Source organism: Streptomyces sp. 1222.5, assembly GCF_900105245.1.
Classification (GTDB): Bacteria; Actinomycetota; Actinomycetes; order Streptomycetales; family Streptomycetaceae; genus Streptomyces; species Streptomyces albidocamelliae.
This window is the reverse complement of the sequence record NZ_FNSZ01000001.1, coordinates 7,016,855-7,033,556: the sequence shown is the minus strand read 5'-3', so window position 1 is coordinate 7,033,556 and position 16,702 is coordinate 7,016,855. Positions and strand designations below refer to the sequence as shown.

The window sequence follows — 16,702 nt, the reverse complement described above, 5'->3', positions numbered from 1 at the left end:
CCCGCATGATCATTGCGTTCATCCGACCGGAATGCCAAATCGTTGCGCGCGGGCTGCCGACCGTTGCACGACGACCTGGCGACGGGCTCCGCCGGCCGCGCGGAGCCCGGGAACGCCGACGGCCCCCGCTGTTCCCGGGAGGGGAACAACGGGGGCCGTGCGGAAGGTACTTGGGGTCAGCTCCAGCTGGCGTGCAGCGGCTTGCCCTCGGCGTAGCCGGCGGCGCTCTGGATGCCGACGATCGCCTTCTCGGCGAACTCCTCCAGGGAGCCGGCGCCGGCGTAGGTGCAGGAGGAGCGGACGCCCGCGATGATCGAGTCGATCAGGTCCTCGACGCCCGGGCGGCCCGGGTCGAGGAACATCCGCGAGGTGGAGATGCCCTCCTCGAACAGCGCCTTGCGGGCCCGGTCGTACGCCGACTCCTCCGAGGTCCGGTTGGCCACGGCGCGCGCGGAGGCCATGCCGAACGACTCCTTGTACAGCCGGCCGCCCGCGTCCTGCTGGAGGTCGCCCGGGGACTCGTAGGTGCCGGCGAACCAGGATCCGACCATGACGTTGGACGCGCCGGCCGCGAGAGCCATGGCCACGTCGCGCGGGTGGCGGACACCGCCGTCCGCCCACACGTGCTTGCCGTGCTTCTTCGCCTCGGCCGCGCACTCCAGGACGGCCGAGAACTGCGGCCGGCCCACGCCGGTCATCATGCGGGTGGTGCACATGGCGCCGGGGCCCACGCCGACCTTGATGATGTCCGCGCCGGCGTCGATGAGGTCCTTGACGCCCTCGGCGGAGACGATGTTGCCCGCGACGATCGGCACCTGCGGGTCGAGGGCGCGGACCACCTTGATCGCGCTGATCATCGACTCCTGGTGGCCGTGCGCGGTGTCGATGACGAGCGTGTCCACACCCGCGTCGAGCAGCTGCTTGGCCTTGCCCGCCACGTCGCCGTTGATGCCGACGGCGGCGGCGATGCGCAGCTTGCCCTGCGCGTCCACGGCCGGGGTGTACAGCGTGGCCCGCAGGGCGCCCTTGCGGGTGAGGATGCCGGCGAGCTTGCCGTCCTTGTCCACGGCGGGCGCGTAGCGGCGGTTGTGGGTGTCCAGCGTCTGGAAGGCCTCGCGCGGGTCGATGTCCGCGTCCAGCAGGAGCAGGTCCTTGGACATGACCACTTCGAGCTGGGTGAAGCGGTCCACGCCGGTCAGGTCCGCGTCGGTGACCACACCGATGGGCCGCTGGTTCTCGTCTACGACCACCCCGGCGTTGTGGGCCCGCTTGGGCAGCAGGGCGAGCGCGTCGGCGACGGTCTGGTGCGGGGCCAGCACGATCGGGGTGTCCAGCACGTGGTGCCGGCTCTTGACCCAGGAGACGACCTCGGTGACCACGTCGATCGGGATGTCCTGCGGGATGACCACCAGGCCGCCGCGGCGAGCCATCGTCTCGGCCATGCGGCGGCCGGCGATGGCGGTCATGTTGGCGACGACGAGCGGGATGGTGGTGCCCGTGCCGTCCGGGGAGCTGAGGTCCACGCCCTGACGCGAGCCCACCGCGGAGCGGCTCGGCACCATGAACACGTCGTCGTACGTCAGGTCGTACGCGGGCTGGATGTCATTGAGGAAACGCACGTGCTGCACATCCCAGTCGATCAGAGGTGACCCCCCGACGGGTGCGCCAGGGGAAAAGAGCACGTACTTCATTGTCCCATGGCGCCGCGGCTGTCAGGCCCCGACAGAACATCCAGGGTCGCGGCCGATCACCTAGGAGGTTCCTCCAAGGGCGAGGACGACGGCGAGGGAGGGAGTACGGTCCACCGCTTCGGCGAACACCTCCTGGGCGGTCCGCCACTCCCGCGGGCTCGCCTCGGCGTACGGCTGCCAGCCCCGCACGACGACGAGCATCCCCTGCTCGACCGCGCCCTCGGGCCAGACGGTGTGGTCGCACAGGGAGTCGGCCAGCGCGTCCCAGTTGCGGCCGAACCAGTCGGGCAGCGCGAGGGCCCGAGCGACGCGGTCCATCAGGCCGGGCTTGTCGGTGACGCCGGTGAGGTCCAGTGCGACCACGAAACGCCCCGTCAGGTCTTGGCTCATCTCAGTACCGCCCGGAACGTGTCGTAGTGATCGTCGGTGTAGTAGATCTCCCCGCCCTGCCCGGTGACGAGGCGCCGCGCCCCGCGGTCGCGGGAGCCCGGCGTCGGCACGGTGTACTCGTGGTAGTAGCCGCGCCGGTGCGCCGGCAGCCGCCCCTCGAAGTTCCCGAAGACGACGCCGTCGCGGGCGTAGGGGTAGGGGCCGCCCTGGTCGATGAGCGCGAGCGTCCTGCGCGCCTCGGCGGGCAGCCGGGAGGCCGCCACGGTGCCCGTGCCCCTGGCCCACGCCGGGGTGGACGCCGCCGGCGCGGTGGTGGTGACCGGGCCGGGCGAGCACCCCGTCAGCAGGACGGAGAGGCAGACCAGCAGTCCCGCGAGCGCGCGGGGGACGAACCGCAGCAGCATGTGGACGATGCTGCCACGGCCGTCCCGCTACGCGGCTGCCGCGACCCGCGCTCAGGGCCCGTCGGGGTCCTGGCGGTTGAGCGCGGGCTTCGGCGTCGGGCCCGCGGTCATCAGGTAGTCCGCGGCGGAGGTGTCCGTCACCAGGCTGGTGACCAGGCCGGACCGCAGCACCGCGTCGATCGCCGACGCCTTGCGCTGCCCGCCGGCGATGGCCACGACCTCCGGGATACGGCGCAGCTGGTCGGTCTTGACCGTGATGCACCGCTCGCCGAGGTCCCGCCCGATCCGACGCCCGTCGGCGTCGAAGAGGTGCGCGGACATCTCGGCGGCGACCCCGAGCGAGGCGTAGTGCGCGCGCTCCTCGTCGCTGAGCATGTCGTGGACGGTCGAGATGCCCGGCTCCCAGGAGCCGATGGAGACGCAGGCGACCGTGACCTTGTCGAAGTACTCGAAGGCCCGGGCGATCCCGGTCTGGTTGCGCAGCGCCGCCGCGGTGGCCGCGTCGGGCAGCAGCATCGGCGCGTAGATGGGGTGCGCGTCGCCGCCGGACACCTGCGCGGCACGGCGCACGGCCTCCACGGAACCGCGCTCGGCGGTCCCGGCGTCGTACACACCCGTCAGCTGCACCACCGTGCAGGGCGGCAGCCGGTCGAGCGCCGCCGCCATGTGGATGGTGGAGCGTCCCCACGCCAGCCCGAGCACGTCCCCCTCGTTGACGAGTTCGCCGAGCAGGTCGGCCGCGACCTCGCCCAGGTTCTCCGGGTCGGGGGTCTCCTCGGCGTCGGCCGGGGATTCGACCACGACGGCGTGTCTGAGACCGTAGCGGGCGCGGAGCGCGTCGGAGCGCTCGGCGTCCAGCTCGGCCGGGACGCGGATCTCGATGCGCACGAGATCCCGTTCGAGAGCCGTCTCCAGGACCCGGGCCACCTTGAAGCGGCTGACGCCGAACTCCTCCGCGATCTGGATCTTGGACTTGCCCTCGAGGTAGAAGCGGCGGGCCATGGCCGCCGCCTGGACCAGCTCAGCGGGTCCCATCCGCATGGCTGACCGGCCCGCCGACATACCCGACACGGCGATCTCCTCACTGCTGTTCACACTTGGATTCGCCGTTCATCCTTGCAGATTCGGCGCAACTGATCCGCCCTGATGGGCGCCGTACTCTCAACCGTTCACGTAGCTGTGGCTCAGTGGTCGCATGCCCAGGACGCCTTGGCGGTGGCCGCGTCCGCCTGGGTGCGCAGTGCGCGTACCGCCTCCGCCGGGTCCTGCGCCCCGTACACCGCCGACCCGGCGACGAACACGTCCGCCCCCGCGTCCGCGCACCGCTCGATCGTCGAGGCCGACACGCCGCCGTCGACCTGGAGCCACACCTGGAGACCGTGCTTGCCGATCAGCTCCCGGGTGCGGCGGATCTTCGGCAGCATGATGTCGAGGAAGGCCTGGCCGCCGAAGCCCGGCTCCACGGTCATGATCAGCAGCATGTCGAGTTCCGGCAGCAGGTCCTCGTACGGCTCGATCGGCGTCGCCGGCTTGAGCGCCATCGAGGCACGGGCACCCTTGGCGCGGATCTCGCGGGCGAGTCGCACGGGCGCGGCGGCGGCCTCCACGTGGAAGGTGACCGACGAGGCCCCCGCCTCGACGTACTGGGGCGCCCATCGGTCGGGGTCCTCGATCATCAGGTGGCAGTCCAGCGGGGTGCCCGTCGCCCGTGCCAGGGACTCCACCACCGGTACACCGAGCGTGAGGTTCGGGACGAAGTGGTTGTCCATGACGTCGACATGGAGCCAGTCGGCGCCCTGGACCGCCTTGGCCTCCTCCGCGAGGCGGGCGAAGTCGGCGGACAGGATGCTGGGGTTGATCTGCGCGGCCATGACCCAAGCCTGCCATGTCCGAAGCACTGATGTTCGCACCGGTCCACAGGCGAGGCCGTTCGTCGTATTTGTACGACCGCGGGCGGCCGCCTGTGGTCGACACGCGGCGTAGCCGGAGCGCTTCCGCGACACTCGGTGAGCGGGCCGTGACGCTCGGAGCTGTCCGCGGTGTCGCACTCCGGGTGCCGCGGGGTGTGCCCCGCGGGCCGGGTCAGCCGGTCCGGCGGATCAGCGCCAGGTACATCGCGTCGGTGCCGTGCAGATGCGGCCAGAGCTGGACGTCGGGGCCGTCGCCGAGGTCCGGGACCCCCGGCAGCAGCGGGCGGGCGTCGATCATCTCGGTGCCCGGGCGCTGCTTGAGCACGTCGGAGACGACCGCCCGGGTCTCGGCGAGGTGCGGCGAACAGGTGGCGTACCCGACGACCCCGCCGACCCGCACGGATTCGATCGCCGTGCGCAGCAGGGTCCGCTGGAGCGGCGCGAAGTTGTCGAGGTCCTCGGGGCGCCGCCGCCAGCGGGCCTCGGGGCGCCGGCGCAGGGCGCCGAGGCCGGTGCACGGCACGTCCATCAGCACCCGGTCGAAACTGCCGGGCAGCCACGGCGGCCGGGTCCCGTCGGCGGTGACGACCTGGTACGGCCCCGGGTTGCCGTGCAGGGCCTTGGCCACCAGGCCGGCGCGGTGCGGCTGCTTCTCGGCGGCGAGCAGGGCGGCGCCGCGGTCGGCGGCCAGGGCGGCCAGCAGCGCCGCCTTGCCGCCGGGCCCGGCACAGCCGTCGAGCCACTTCTCGTCGGGCCCGTCGAGCGGGGCGTTCGCCAACGCGAGGGCGACCAGCTGACTGCCCTCGTCCTGCACGCCGGCCCGGCCCTCGCGCACGGCGTCGACCGCCGCCGGCTCACCGCCCTCGGCGAGCCGCACGGCGTACGGCGACCAGCGTCCCGGTACCGCGGACTCCTCGCGCAGCAGCTCCTCGGTGCCGGACCGTCCCGGGCGGGCGACGAGCGTCACCTCGGGCCGTTCGTTGTCGGCGGTCAGCAGCTCCTCGATGCCGGCGCGCCCGCCGCCGAGGGAGTCCCACAGCGCGGAGACGACCCAGCGGGGGTGCGAGTGCACGACGGCGAGGTGGTCCTCGGGATCCTCGTCGTAGGGCGGCGCGACCTTCTCCGTCCACCCCTGGAGGTCGTCCTGCGCGACCTTGCGCAGCACGGCGTTGACGAACTTGGCACGGCCGTCGCCGAGCACCACCCGCGCCAGTTCGACGGAGGCGGACACGGCGGCGTGCGTCGGGATGCGGGTGCCGAGCAGCTGGTGCACGCCGAGGCTGAGTACGTCGAGGACCGGCGGGTCGACCTCGCGCAGCGGCCGGTCGACACAGGCGGCGATGACGGCGTCGTACGTCCCCTGCCGACGCAGCGTGCCGTACACCAGCTCGGTGGCGAGGGCCGCGTCCCGGGAGTCGAAGTCGCCCTTCTCCCGCGCCTTCCTGAGCAGCGGCGGCAGCACGAGGTTGGCGTAGGCGTCCCGTTCGTCGACCGCGCGCAGCGCCTCGAAGGCCAGCATGCGGACGGGGTCCTTCTGGGGACGGCGGTAGGGCTTGGCGGGCTTGTGGGGCCGCCGGGACTGCTCGCTCACGAAAAAGGTGCTCCGGATGTGAAGAAGGTGGCTGCACCGTCCAGCCTACGTCGCCCCACCGCCCCTCCCACCGTCCGGGTCCGGGCCGCCGCCGCGCCTGCGGTCCCCGGCCCGCGGCCGCGTCCGCAAGGGCCCGGCGCCCGGTGCCGCCGCCGCGCCGCCCGGCGTCCGGGCGGGGTTCAGGCGCCGAGTGTCTCGTTCTCCGTGATGCGAACACCGCGGGCCCAGTCGGCCGCGCGCATCGGCTTCTTGCCCTGGGCCTGCACCCACAGCAGTTCGACGGCGTACGAGCCGGTGCCGACGTGCACGCTGTTCTTGCCCACCGCGAGCCGGCCCGGGGCGAGGTCGGTCCGCTCGGGCACGGGCGTGACCTGGATGAGCTTGAGCCGCTCGCCGCGGAAGGCCGTCCAGGCGCCGGGCGCCGGGGTGCAGCCGCGCACCATCCGGTCCACCCGCAGCGCGGGGGCCGCCCAGTCCACGTGGGCGTCCTCGACGGTGATCTTCGGCGCGAGGGAGATGCCCTCCGACGGCTGCGGAACGGCCTTCAGCGTGCCGTCCTCGACGCCGTCCATGGTCGCGCCCAGCAGCCCCGCGCCGGCGAATGCGAGCCGGGTGAGCAGGTCGCCGCTGGTGTCGGTGGGCCGGATCTCCTCCGTCACGGTCCCGTAGACGGGCCCGGAGTCCAGCCCCTCCTCGATGAGGAAGGTGGAGGCACCGGTGATCTCGTCACCCGCCATGAGGGAGTGCTGCACCGGTGCCGCCCCGCGCCAGGCGGGCAGCAGCGAGAAGTGCAGGTTGACCCAGCCGTGGGCGGGGATGTCCAGGGCGGCCTTCGGCAGCAGGGCGCCGTAGGCGACGACCGGGCAGCAGTCCGGGGCGATCTCCCTCAGCCGCTCGAGGAACTCCGGGTCCCGCGGCTTCAGCGGCTTGAGCACCTCGATCCCGGCCTCCTCCGCCCGCTGGGCCACGGGCGACGCGACCAGCCTGCGCCCGCGCCCGGCCGGCGCGTCGGGCCGCGTGACGACGGCGGCCACCTCGTGCCGCCCGGAGGCGATCAGGGCGTCCAGAGCGGGAACGGCGACCTCGGGGGTACCGGCGAAGACGAGCTTCATGGGCGGGATCGGGCCTCTCGGGCGGGGGTCGGGCGGGCAGCGCACCAGTCTATGACCATGACCGCGAAGGCGCCGACGGCGAACGGCCCCGAGGTTTCGTCCGGGAACGGGCGGCGCACGGACCGGAGGGCGGCGTACGCATATGCCCGTACGCCCCCACCCCGTGACCAGCGGAGCGCACACGCGTTGGTCAAGAAAGAGTTGACCACATCGGGCCGCTTCGGCGGCCCAATTCCTTTCAACGCCGGTTCGAGAGGCTTGTTCATGGCCGACCACGCAACCCACGACGCCCAGGCCCGGGCCAGCCTGCACTTGCTGGTGCGGGACATCGAGCGGGTCCGCCGGCAGGTGGACGCCCTGCGCACACTCACCGCCCAGCTGGGCAACGTCTACCGCCCGCGCCGCTCCGGCCCGTCCACGGGCTTCGTCGTCTACGGACGGGCCCCCGCCCCGACGGTGCGTCTGGCCCAGGAACTCCGGGACAGTGTCGAGACCCTGGTCACGGCCGCCGTGGACTTCGACCGCTCGCTCGGCTTCTCGTGGGACGCGGTGGGCTCGGCCCTCGGCGTCACCAAGCAGGCGGTGCACCGCCGTTACGGCGCCCGCAGGGCCGCGGCCCAGGCCGCCGCCGAGGCCGAGCGGACGACGGACCCGTCCGCCACCCACCCGCTCAACGTGAACACCGCCCTGCCCACGGTACCGACGGTCCCCGCGGCCCGCTCCATGCCCACCCAGCCGACCGCGGGCAGCCCGGCCCTGCGCGAGGACGCCCGGCCGACCGCCTTCCCCGGCCCGCGCAACGGCTGACGCCCTGCCACCACCCCTGCCCTCCCGGTCCGCGTCCGGGAGGGCGGACGTATGCCCCGGGCCTGCGCCCGGCCCCCGCCGCCGCACCGTACGCACCGGCCCGTCACCCGATGTCCGGCGGATCGATGCGCACCCGCACCGCCTCCCCGCTCCCCCGTGCCATGCGCGCGGCCTGCGCGGTCTTCAGGGCGGCGGCCAGCGCCGCCCCACTGCCCGGGGGCACCCGCACGAGCGCCCGCTCCCATTGCTCGCCGGGTGGTGGGGCGCCGGGTCGGCGCGGTCGGCCGGGCAAGGTCGGAGCCACCGGGACCGGGCCCAACACCTCGGCGTCCGGCGGCATGTCGACCGCCGCCAGGAACTCGGCGACCGCCTCGGGTACGCCGGACACGGCCGCCATCCGGGACACCGGCGGAAAGCCCAGCTCGGCACGCTCGGCCAGCTCCCGCACCGCGTGTCCGACGGGGTCCCAGCGCACCAGCGCCTGCACGGGCCGCAGGGTCGGCTCCGCCACCACGACCACCGTGCCCCCTTGTCCCTGCGGCCGTACCAGTGCCCCCGCCGCCATCCAGCGGCGCAGCGCGTCCTCACCGGCCCGCAGATCGGGGCGTACGAGCATGGCCCAGCCGTCCAGCAGCAGGGCCGCCGCATAGCCGCCCTCGGCGACCGGCTCGGCCCCCGGGGTGCTGACGACCAGCGCGGGCGTGCCCGGCACGGTGTCCAGCACGTGCTCCCGCCCCGAGGTGCGCACCGGTACGGCGGGGAAGGCCCGGCCCAGCTCCTCCGCGGTCCGCCGCGCGCCGACGACCTGGGCGCGCAACCGGAAGCCGCCGCACTCCGGACAGTGCCAGGAGCCCTCCTCGCGGCCGCACCATCCGCACTTCAGGACGCCCGCGTCCTGCCCTTCGAGCGGGCCGGAGCAGTGCCGGCACCGCGCGGGTGCCCGGCACTGGGCGCAGGCCATCCGGGGCGCGTAGCCCCGCCGGGGCACCTGGACCAGCACCGGTCCGTGCCGCAGCCCTTCGCGGGCCGCCTGCCAGGCCAGCGACGGCAGACGGGCGGCGCGGGCGGCCTCGTCCCGCGCCAGGTCCTCGTCACCGACGGTCCGCACCAGGGGCGCGGTGCGGCGGACCTGCTCGCGGCCGGCGACCAGCGGACGGGCCCAGCCGCTCTCGACGAGCTGGGCGGCCTCCACGGTGCAGCCGAAGCCGCCCAGCAGGAAGGCGCAGCCGTCCAGGGCGGCGCGCAGCAGCAGGACGTCCCGCGTGTGCGGCTGGGGGGCGTGCGGCTCGCTGTGGCTGTCGTCGCCGTCGTCCCAGACGGCGACGAGCCCCAGGTCCCGCACGGGCGCGAACATGGCCGCGCGCGTCCCGACGACCGCCCGCACGGAACCGCGCCTCACCGCGAGCCACTGCGCGTACCGCTTCTCGGGTCCGGCGTCGGCGGTGAGCAGCGCGTGCCGGCCCTCGCCGAGCATCGCGGTGAGCGCGGCGTCGACCCGCGCGGCGGCCCGGCCGTCCGGTACGACGACCAGCGCACCGCGTCCCGAGGCGAGCGTGGCGGCCACCGCCCTCGCCAGCTCCTCGCTCCACAGCGGGCCCGGCAGCGCGTTCCACACGGCCCGGGGGGTGCCGCCGGAGGCCAGCGCCTCGACGAAGGCGCCACCGTGCTCGTACCGCCCCCAGGAGCCCGCGTCCGGCGCCTCGGGCGGTGGCAGCGGCGCCGGGGACGGCCGCTGCTCGGCGCGGGCGCTGCGCGGCGGCACGGCCAGCTGGAGGACGTCGGCGAGGCTGCCGGCGTACCGGTCGGCGACGGCCCGCGCGAGCCCCAGCAGTTCCTCGCTCAGCACCGGTTCCGGCGAGACGACCTGGGCGAGGGCGGCCAGGGGTCCGGAGTAGTCCGACTCGGCGCGCCGCTCGACGAGGAATCCGTCGATGAGCCCGCCCCCCTCGCGGCGGCCCCCGCGCACCCGGCCGCGCCCGGCCCCGAACCGCACCCGGACCCGGACGCCGGGCTGCGCCTGCTCGTCCAGTTCCACGGGCACCGCGTAGTCGAAGTAGCGGTCGAGGTGCAGCACGCCCTTGTCCACCAGCACCCGCGCGACGGGCAGCTCCTTGGCGAGCTCGGCACCACGCCAGGTCCGCGGCTTGGCCCGCGGCGCCTTCGCCCGGCGGACGCTCTCCCGGATGAGCGCGAGCTGTTCCGGCGGCGCCGCCTCGGCCCCACCGTCCCCGTCCGCCCGGGGCACCCCGTTCTCGCTGCTCACGCTTGCATTCTTACCAAACGGCACCGACAACCGGCGCCCGCCCGTCGCTCGGCCGTCCGGCCCGCACGCCGAGGCCCGGCCCCCCGTTGGGGAGCCGGGCCTCGGTGGAAGGCGGGGCGGGGGCTACAGGCCCGCGGCCTGGCGGAGGGCGTCCACGCGGTCGGTGCGCTCCCAGGTGAAGTCGGGCAGCTCGCGGCCGAAGTGGCCGTAGGCAGCCGTCTGGGAGTAGATCGGGCGGAGCAGGTCGAGGTCGCGGATGATCGCGGCGGGGCGGAGGTCGAAGACCTCCTCGATCGCCTTCTCGATCTTCTCGGTCTCCACCTTGTGCGTGCCGAAGGTCTCGACGAAGAGGCCGACGGGCTCGGCCTTGCCGATCGCGTAGGCGACCTGGACCTCGCAGCGGGAGGCCAGACCCGCCGCCACGACGTTCTTGGCGACCCAGCGCATCGCGTAGGCGGCCGAGCGGTCCACCTTCGACGGGTCCTTGCCGGAGAAGGCACCGCCGCCGTGACGGGCCATGCCGCCGTAGGTGTCGATGATGATCTTGCGGCCGGTCAGACCCGCGTCGCCCATCGGGCCGCCGATCTCGAAGCGGCCGGTCGGGTTGACCAGGAGGCGGTAGCCCTCGGTGTCGAGCTTGATGCCCTCGTCCAGGAGCGCCTTCAGCTCCGGCTCCACCACGAACTCGCGGATGTCGGGCGCCAGCAGCGACTCCAGGTCGATGTCGGACGCGTGCTGGGAGGAGACCACCACCGTGTCCAGACGGACCGCCTTGTCACCGTCGTACTCGATGGTGACCTGCGTCTTGCCGTCGGGGCGCAGGTAGGGGATCGTGCCGTTCTTGCGGACCTCGGAAAGGCGCTTGGACAGGCGGTGCGCCAGGAAGATCGGCAGCGGCATCAGCGTCGGCGTCTCGTCCGAGGCGTAGCCGAACATCAGACCCTGGTCGCCCGCGCCCTGCCGGTCCAGCTCGTCCTCGTCGCCCTCGACGCGGGTCTCGTAGGCGGTGTCGACGCCCTGCGCGATGTCGGGGGACTGCGCGCCGATGGACACCGACACGCCGCAGGAGGCGCCGTCGAAGCCCTTCTTGGAGGAGTCGTAGCCGATCTCGAGGATCTTGCCGCGGACGAGGGTCGCGATGTCCGCGTAGGCCTTCGTCGTCACCTCGCCGGCCACGTGCACCAGGCCGGTGGTGATCAGCGTCTCGACGGCGACCCGGGAGGCCGGGTCCTCGCGCAGGAGCGCGTCGAGAATGGTGTCGCTGATCTGGTCAGCGATCTTGTCGGGGTGACCCTCGGTCACGGACTCCGAGGTGAACAGGCGACGGGACACAACGCTCCCTGGGGTTGCAGCGGCTGCTGGCTGATCATTTGCGGACGACGCGAGGGCTGCAGCCCGGCGCCGTCCGTGAACAGTTTATCGGTCGCGCTCGGCCGATGGGCCACCGTCTCGCCTGACGGGAGCGCTGTGACCTGCGGCACGGGCATTCTGCACAATGCCGGACGGCCTTGGCCAGGGCCGCCGCACGACATTGTGCCCCTGGTGCGGAGCCGTCGTGCGACCGGCACAAATCTGCCCGGACGGCCCAACCGTGACGGTCTCGGACGGCCGAACCGGAACGGTCCCGAAGGGCCGAAGCGGAACGGCCCGGAACGACGGCGCGCTCACGCCAGACGGGGGGCGACGAGGTCCCAGACGGTGTCCGCGAGGGCTTCCTTCGGCCCGTGCGGAACGTGGGTCTCGCTGCCGTCGGCGCCGAGCACGACCGCCTCGTTCTCCTCCGCACCAAACGTCTTGCGCTCCCCGACCTCGTTGACGACGAGCAGGTCGCAGCCCTTGCGGGCGAGCTTGGCGCGGCCGTTGGCGAGGACGTCGTCGGTCTCGGCGGCGAAGCCGACGATCACCTGGCCGGGGCGGGCGCGCTCCGCGGAGATCTCCGCGAGGATGTCCGGATTGCGCACCAGGACGATCGGGGCGGGCTCCTGCCCGTCCTTCTTCTTGATCTTTCCGGTGGCGTAGGCCGAGGGCCGGAAGTCCGCGACGGCGGCGGCCATGACCACCGCGTCGGCGTCCGCCGCCGCCTTCAGGACGGCCTCGCGCAGCTGGACCGCCGTGCCGACCTGGACGACGTCCACGCCGGCCGGGTCGGGCAGGCCGGTGTTGGCCGCGATCAGCGTCACGCGGGCGCCGCGCGCAGCGGCCGTACGGGCGAGGGCGTAGCCCTGCTTTCCGGAGGAGCGGTTGCCGAGGAAGCGGACCGGATCGAGGGGCTCGCGGGTGCCGCCGGCCGAGACGACGACGTGCCTGCCCCGCAGGTCGGGCTCGGCGGCGCCGCGGCCCAGCACCCGGCGGCAGACCTCGAAGATCTCCCCGGGGTCGGGCAGCCGGCCCTTGCCGGTGTCCACGCCGGTGAGGCGGCCGACGGCGGGCTCGATCACGACGGCGCCGCGGCGGCGGAGCGTGGCCACGTTCTCCTGGGTGGCGGGGTGCTCCCACATCTCCGTGTGCATCGCCGGGGCGAAGACCACCGGGCAGCGGGCCGTGAGCAGCGTGTTGGTCAGCAGGTCGTCGGCGAGGCCGTGGGCGGCCTTGGCGAGTATGTCGGTCGTCGCCGGGGCCACCACGACCAGGTCGGCGTGCTGGCCGATCCGGACGTGCGGGACCTCGTGGACGTCGTCCCAGACCTCGGTGGAGACCGGGTTGCCGGACAGGGCGGACCAGGTGGCCGCACCGACGAAGTGCAGGGCTGCGGCGGTCGGCACCACGCGGACGTCGTGGCCCGACTCCGTGAACCTTCTCAGCAGCTCACAGGCCTTGTACGCGGCGATGCCACCGCTGACCCCCAGAACGACCCTCGGCTTGTCCACCGTCTCTCCCGGACTCGTGTCATGTGCGCCGGACACGAACGCACGGCTCCATCACACACCACAGGCCCGGCAGAGTGACTGCCGGGCCTGTGGATAAGTCATACGCAATCTGAAAGTACTACCGCGCGGTCCTACTGGACGGGGCCCTCGATGGCCTCGGAGGTCAGCAGACCGGCGTTGATCTCGCGCAGGGCGATCGAGAGCGGCTTCTCGTGCACGTGGGTGTCGACCAGCGGACCGACGTACTCGAGGAGGCCCTCGCCGAGCTGCGAGTAGTACGCGTTGATCTGGCGGGCACGCTTGGCCGCGTAGATCACGAGGCTGTACTTCGAGTCGGTGGCCTCGAGGAGCTCGTCGATCGGGGGGTTGATGATGCCCTCGGGCGCGGTGATGGAAGAGGACACGCTCTACCTTCCGATGGGTGGGAAAGAATCATTCATGATCACACATTCGTGATCACACAACGTCCACCAAGGCTAGCAGCTCGCGAGCCACGTCCTCGACGGAGGTGTTGACCAAGGTCGTATCGAACTCCGGCTCGGCCGCCAGCTCGGTCCTGGCCGCCTCCAGGCGGCGCTCGATGACCTCCGGCGGCTCGGTGCCCCGCCCGGTGAGCCTGCGCACCAGCTCCTCCCAGGAGGGCGGAGCCAGGAACACCAGCTGGGCGTCGGACATGGACTCCCGGACCTGCCGGGCGCCCTGGAGGTCGATCTCCAGCAGGACGGGCTCGCCGTTCTCCAGCCGCTCCAGCACGGCCGCACGGGGCGTGCCGTAGCGGTTGCCGGCGAACTCGGCCCACTCCAGCAGCTCACCGTTGGCGATCAGCTTGTCCATCTCCTCGTCGGTGACGAAGAAGTAGTGGACTCCGTGCTGCTCGCCGGGGCGCGGCTTGCGGGTGGTCGCCGACACCGAGAGCCAGACCTCGGGGTGTTCCTTGCGCATATGGGCGACGACCGTGCTCTTGCCGACCCCCGAAGGGCCGGAGAGCACGGTCAGCCGCGGACGTTCACTCATGCAGCGATTATTCCAGCAATCCCGGAGTGCCCGGGACTCCTGGTCCGGCAAGACCCGGACTCAGGAGCCGGTGCTGCCGAACTCACGCTCCAGGGAGGCGATCTGGTTGGAACCGAGACCCCGCACACGGCGGCTCTCGGAGATGCCCAGACGCTCCATGATCTGCTTGGCGCGGACCTTGCCCACGCCCGGCAGGGACTCGAGCAGGGCGGAGACCTTCATCTTGCCGATGACGTCGTTCTCCTGGCCCTGCTTGATGACCTCGTGCAGGGAGGCGCCGGAGTGCTTGAGTCGATTCTTGACCTCGGCCCGCTCCCGGCGAGCCGCGGCGGCCTTTTCGAGCGCGGCTGCGCGCTGTTCAGGGGTAAGGGGCGGAAGAGCCACGCCTACGTCACCTCGGATGTCGAACTGTCGGATACGGACCGGTGAGGAACCTAGTCGCCCCACACCTGGGGAGCCACGAGCAACACGCTGCCCGTTCTCCCCCACTGCCTGGAAGGGCGTGGGAGGTGGCCCCACTGCTCGGAGACTAGCGGGCAAGTTCGCCAGAGTCAGCGAGAACAGCGGAAAAGTCCTGGTCAGCCTCCGCCAGGCCGGACATTTCAGACATACTGCCCCCGATTTGAGGATGTATTCACACTCAAGTCGGCTCGTCGACGGCCGGGCGGACGCTCGGCACGGGTCTCAGGCACCCGCGACGGCGGCCTGGATCTCCTCGGCGAAGCGCTCGGCGGCCCCGCGCAGCGCGCCGGCGTCGGGACCGTGCCGCAGCACACCCCGGCTGACGTTGGGCACCACGTTGCGCACGGCCGACCGGAAGACCCCGGGAAGGTCCGCCGGGGTCGCTCCCTGGGCGCCGATGCCGGGGGCGAGGAGCGGTCCGTTGATGTCGAGGTCGTACGACGACAGGTCGCCGACCGTGGCGCCGACGACCGCGCCGAAGGAACCCAGCGGCTCCTCCCCCGCGTTCTCCGCCGCCAGGTGGGCGAGCATGGTCGCGCCGACGCTGCGCCCGTCGGCGCGCACCGCGTGCTGGACCTCGGGGCCCTCCGGGTTGGAGGTCAGGGCGAGCACGAACAGACCGGCGCCGCTCTCCCGGGCCAGCGCGACGGCGGGGCTGAGCGACCCGTAGCCGAGGTACGGCGAGACGGTGAGGGCGTCGGAGAACAGCGGGGCGTCCTTGTGCAGGAAGGCCTCGGCGTAGCCCGCCATGGTCGAGCCGATGTCGCCGCGCTTGGCGTCCATCACGACCAGCGTGCCGGCCGCGCGCGCCTCCTGGACGCACTTCTCCAGGACGGCGACGCCGCGAGAGCCGAACCGCTCGAAGAAGGCGCTCTGCGGCTTCATGACGGCGACCCGGTCGGCCACCGCCTCCACGACCGTGCGGCTGAACCGCTCCAGACCGGCCACGTCGTCGTTCAGGCCCCACTCCGCGAGCAGGGAGGCGTGCGGGTCGATGCCGACGCAGAGCGGGCCCCGCTCGTCCATGGCACGGCGCAGCCGGGCGCCGAAGGGCTCCAGAACGGTCATGCGGACTTCCTCACGTCGGCGCCGACCGCGTCGGCGAGGGTGGCGTACGGGCTGGTGCGCAGGCGGGCGGCGAGGCCCTTGTGGACGGCCCGGCACCAGAAGGGGCCCTCGTAGACGAAGGCGCTGTACCCCTGGACCAGCGTGGCACCGGCCAGGATGCGCTGCCAGGCGTCCTCGGCGGTCTCGACGCCGCCGACGCCCACCAGGGTGATCCGGTCGCCCACGCGCGCGTACAGGCGGCGCAGGACCTCCAGGGAGCGCTCCTTGAGGGGGGCGCCGGACAATCCGCCGGCCTCCTTCACCAGCGAGGCCGCCGACTTCAGGCCGAGACCCTCGCGCGCGATGGTGGTGTTGGTGGCGATGATGCCGTCCAGGCCCAGTTCCACGGCCAGGTCGGCGACGGCGTCGACGTCCTCGTCGGCGAGGTCGGGGGCGATCTTCACCAGCAGCGGGACGCGCCGGTTCGCTACCGTGCGGTCGGCGGCCTCGCGCACGGCCGTCAGCAGCGGCCGCAGCGCCTCCGTCGCCTGGAGGTTGCGCAGGCCGGGCGTGTTCGGCGAGGAGACGTTGACGACCAGGTAGTCCGCGTAGGGGGCGAGGCGCTCGGCCGACTTCACGTAGTCGCCGACGGCCTCCGCCTCCGGGACGACCTTGGTCTTGCCGATGTTGACGCCCACGACGGTCCGGAAGACCGGCGTGCGCGTGGCCAGGCGGGCCGCCACGGCCAGCGAGCCGTCGTTGTTGAAGCCCATGCGGTTGATCAGCGCCCGGTCGGCGACGAGGCGGAACAGCCGCTTTTTGGGGTTGCCGGGCTGCGGTTCGCCCGTGACGGTGCCGATCTCGACGTGGTCGAAGCCCAGCATGGACATGCCGTCGATCGCGACGGCGTTCTTGTCGAAGCCCGCCGCGAGCCCGAAGGGGCCGTGCATGCGCAGCCCGAGGGCCTCCGTGCGCAGCTCCTTGTGGCGGGGCGCGAGGGCGGCCGCGACGAAGGTGCGCAGCACCGGGACGCGGACCGCCAGCCGGATCCAGCGGAAGGCCAGGTAGTGGGCCTTCTCGGGATCCATGCGCTTGAAGACGAGATTGAAGAAGATCTTGTACATGGGTGTCCTCGTGAAGAGGG

Annotated in this window: 16 protein-coding genes; 1 reads left to right on the top strand and 15 read right to left on the bottom strand. The window is 72.9% G+C overall.

Features of this window, described 5'->3' with window-relative positions; all coding sequences use genetic code 11:
* Positions 1 to 176: 176 nt before the first annotated feature.
* The 7 genes from BLW57_RS31915 to fmt all read right to left on the bottom strand — a co-directional run bounded on the left by BLW57_RS31915 (position 177) and on the right by fmt (position 7,098).
* A complete protein-coding gene (locus tag BLW57_RS31915) occupies positions 177 to 1,628 on the bottom strand; it encodes a GuaB1 family IMP dehydrogenase-related protein (protein WP_093479208.1) in 1,452 nt (483 codons plus the stop codon).
* Positions 1,629 to 1,751: 123 nt separating this feature from the next.
* A complete protein-coding gene (locus BLW57_RS31910; RefSeq protein WP_093479207.1) occupies positions 1,752 to 2,081 on the bottom strand; it encodes a barstar family protein in 330 nt (109 codons plus the stop codon).
* Positions 2,078 to 2,485, bottom strand: coding sequence for a guanyl-specific ribonuclease (locus tag BLW57_RS31905; RefSeq protein WP_093479206.1), 408 nt, complete (start codon positions 2,483 to 2,485; stop codon positions 2,078 to 2,080). Before BLW57_RS31905 ends, BLW57_RS31910 begins: the two co-directional genes overlap by 4 nt.
* Before the next feature lie 51 nt (positions 2,486 to 2,536).
* Positions 2,537 to 3,580 (bottom strand): sugar-binding transcriptional regulator, encoded by a 1,044-nt coding sequence (locus BLW57_RS31900; protein ID WP_073899375.1) that lies wholly within the window; start codon positions 3,578 to 3,580, stop codon positions 2,537 to 2,539.
* Between the two features lie 89 nt (positions 3,581 to 3,669).
* Positions 3,670 to 4,356, bottom strand: a complete 687-nt coding sequence (gene rpe / locus BLW57_RS31895) for a ribulose-phosphate 3-epimerase (RefSeq protein ID WP_093479205.1) — start codon at positions 4,354 to 4,356, stop codon at positions 3,670 to 3,672.
* Between the two features lie 211 nt (positions 4,357 to 4,567).
* Positions 4,568 to 5,986 (bottom strand): RsmB/NOP family class I SAM-dependent RNA methyltransferase, encoded by a 1,419-nt coding sequence (locus tag BLW57_RS31890; protein ID WP_093479204.1) that lies wholly within the window; start codon positions 5,984 to 5,986, stop codon positions 4,568 to 4,570.
* Positions 5,987 to 6,165: 179 nt separating this feature from the next.
* Positions 6,166 to 7,098: a methionyl-tRNA formyltransferase gene (gene fmt / locus BLW57_RS31885; RefSeq protein WP_093479203.1), complete on the bottom strand. Its 933-nt coding sequence runs from the start codon at positions 7,096 to 7,098 to the stop codon at positions 6,166 to 6,168.
* A 264-nt stretch (positions 7,099 to 7,362) separates the two neighbouring features.
* On the opposite strand from fmt, the gene BLW57_RS31880 reads away from it, so the two are divergent.
* Positions 7,363 to 7,905 carry a hypothetical protein gene (locus BLW57_RS31880; protein WP_093479202.1) on the top strand — a complete coding sequence of 181 codons (543 nt, stop codon included), beginning with the start codon at positions 7,363 to 7,365 and terminating at the stop codon, positions 7,903 to 7,905.
* A 103-nt stretch (positions 7,906 to 8,008) separates the two neighbouring features.
* On the opposite strand, the gene BLW57_RS31875 is transcribed toward BLW57_RS31880, so the two are convergent.
* The 8 genes from BLW57_RS31875 to BLW57_RS31840 all read right to left on the bottom strand — a co-directional run bounded on the left by BLW57_RS31875 (position 8,009) and on the right by BLW57_RS31840 (position 16,682).
* Positions 8,009 to 10,168, bottom strand: coding sequence for a primosomal protein N' (locus tag BLW57_RS31875; RefSeq protein ID WP_093479201.1), 2,160 nt, complete (start codon positions 10,166 to 10,168; stop codon positions 8,009 to 8,011).
* A 123-nt stretch (positions 10,169 to 10,291) separates the two neighbouring features.
* Positions 10,292 to 11,500, bottom strand: a complete 1,209-nt coding sequence (gene metK / locus BLW57_RS31870) for a methionine adenosyltransferase (protein ID WP_093479200.1) — start codon at positions 11,498 to 11,500, stop codon at positions 10,292 to 10,294.
* 332 nt (positions 11,501 to 11,832) lie between these two features.
* The gene (gene coaBC, locus BLW57_RS31865) at positions 11,833 to 13,035 is read right to left on the bottom strand and encodes a bifunctional phosphopantothenoylcysteine decarboxylase/phosphopantothenate--cysteine ligase CoaBC (protein WP_093479199.1); all 1,203 of its coding nucleotides are present in this window, start codon (positions 13,033 to 13,035) and stop codon (positions 11,833 to 11,835) included.
* Positions 13,036 to 13,166: 131 nt separating this feature from the next.
* Positions 13,167 to 13,439 (bottom strand): DNA-directed RNA polymerase subunit omega, encoded by a 273-nt coding sequence (gene rpoZ, locus BLW57_RS31860; protein WP_030810584.1) that lies wholly within the window; start codon positions 13,437 to 13,439, stop codon positions 13,167 to 13,169.
* A gap of 52 nt (positions 13,440 to 13,491) precedes the next feature.
* Positions 13,492 to 14,049, bottom strand: coding sequence for a guanylate kinase (gmk, locus tag BLW57_RS31855; RefSeq protein WP_093479198.1), 558 nt, complete (start codon positions 14,047 to 14,049; stop codon positions 13,492 to 13,494).
* A 60-nt stretch (positions 14,050 to 14,109) separates the two neighbouring features.
* A complete protein-coding gene (locus tag BLW57_RS31850; protein ID WP_003977346.1) occupies positions 14,110 to 14,433 on the bottom strand; it encodes an integration host factor in 324 nt (107 codons plus the stop codon).
* Between the two features lie 300 nt (positions 14,434 to 14,733).
* Positions 14,734 to 15,579 carry an orotidine-5'-phosphate decarboxylase gene (gene pyrF, locus BLW57_RS31845; RefSeq protein ID WP_073899391.1) on the bottom strand — a complete coding sequence of 282 codons (846 nt, stop codon included), beginning with the start codon at positions 15,577 to 15,579 and terminating at the stop codon, positions 14,734 to 14,736.
* On the bottom strand, positions 15,576 to 16,682 hold the full coding sequence (locus tag BLW57_RS31840; RefSeq protein ID WP_093479197.1) for a quinone-dependent dihydroorotate dehydrogenase: 1,107 nt from the start codon (positions 16,680 to 16,682) through the stop codon (positions 15,576 to 15,578). The genes pyrF and BLW57_RS31840 overlap by 4 nt, the downstream gene beginning before the upstream one ends.
* Positions 16,683 to 16,702: the final 20 nt, after the last annotated feature.

What these genes read in the sequence shown, in the direction of transcription:
- BLW57_RS31910 (WP_093479207.1), bottom strand. Translation starts at nt 2,081, where the DNA reads ATGAGCCAAGACCTGACGGGGCGTTTCGTGGTCGCACTGGACCTCACC.
- BLW57_RS31905 (WP_093479206.1), bottom strand. Translation starts at nt 2,485, where the DNA reads ATGCTGCTGCGGTTCGTCCCCCGCGCGCTCGCGGGACTGCTGGTCTGC.
- rpe (WP_093479205.1), bottom strand. Translation starts at nt 4,356, where the DNA reads ATGGCCGCGCAGATCAACCCCAGCATCCTGTCCGCCGACTTCGCCCGC.
- fmt (WP_093479203.1), bottom strand. Translation starts at nt 7,098, where the DNA reads ATGAAGCTCGTCTTCGCCGGTACCCCCGAGGTCGCCGTTCCCGCTCTG.
- BLW57_RS31880 (WP_093479202.1), top strand. Translation starts at nt 7,363, where the DNA reads ATGGCCGACCACGCAACCCACGACGCCCAGGCCCGGGCCAGCCTGCAC.
- gmk (WP_093479198.1), bottom strand. Translation starts at nt 14,049, where the DNA reads ATGAGTGAACGTCCGCGGCTGACCGTGCTCTCCGGCCCTTCGGGGGTC.
- pyrF (WP_073899391.1), bottom strand. Translation starts at nt 15,579, where the DNA reads ATGACCGTTCTGGAGCCCTTCGGCGCCCGGCTGCGCCGTGCCATGGAC.
- BLW57_RS31840 (WP_093479197.1), bottom strand. Translation starts at nt 16,682, where the DNA reads ATGTACAAGATCTTCTTCAATCTCGTCTTCAAGCGCATGGATCCCGAG.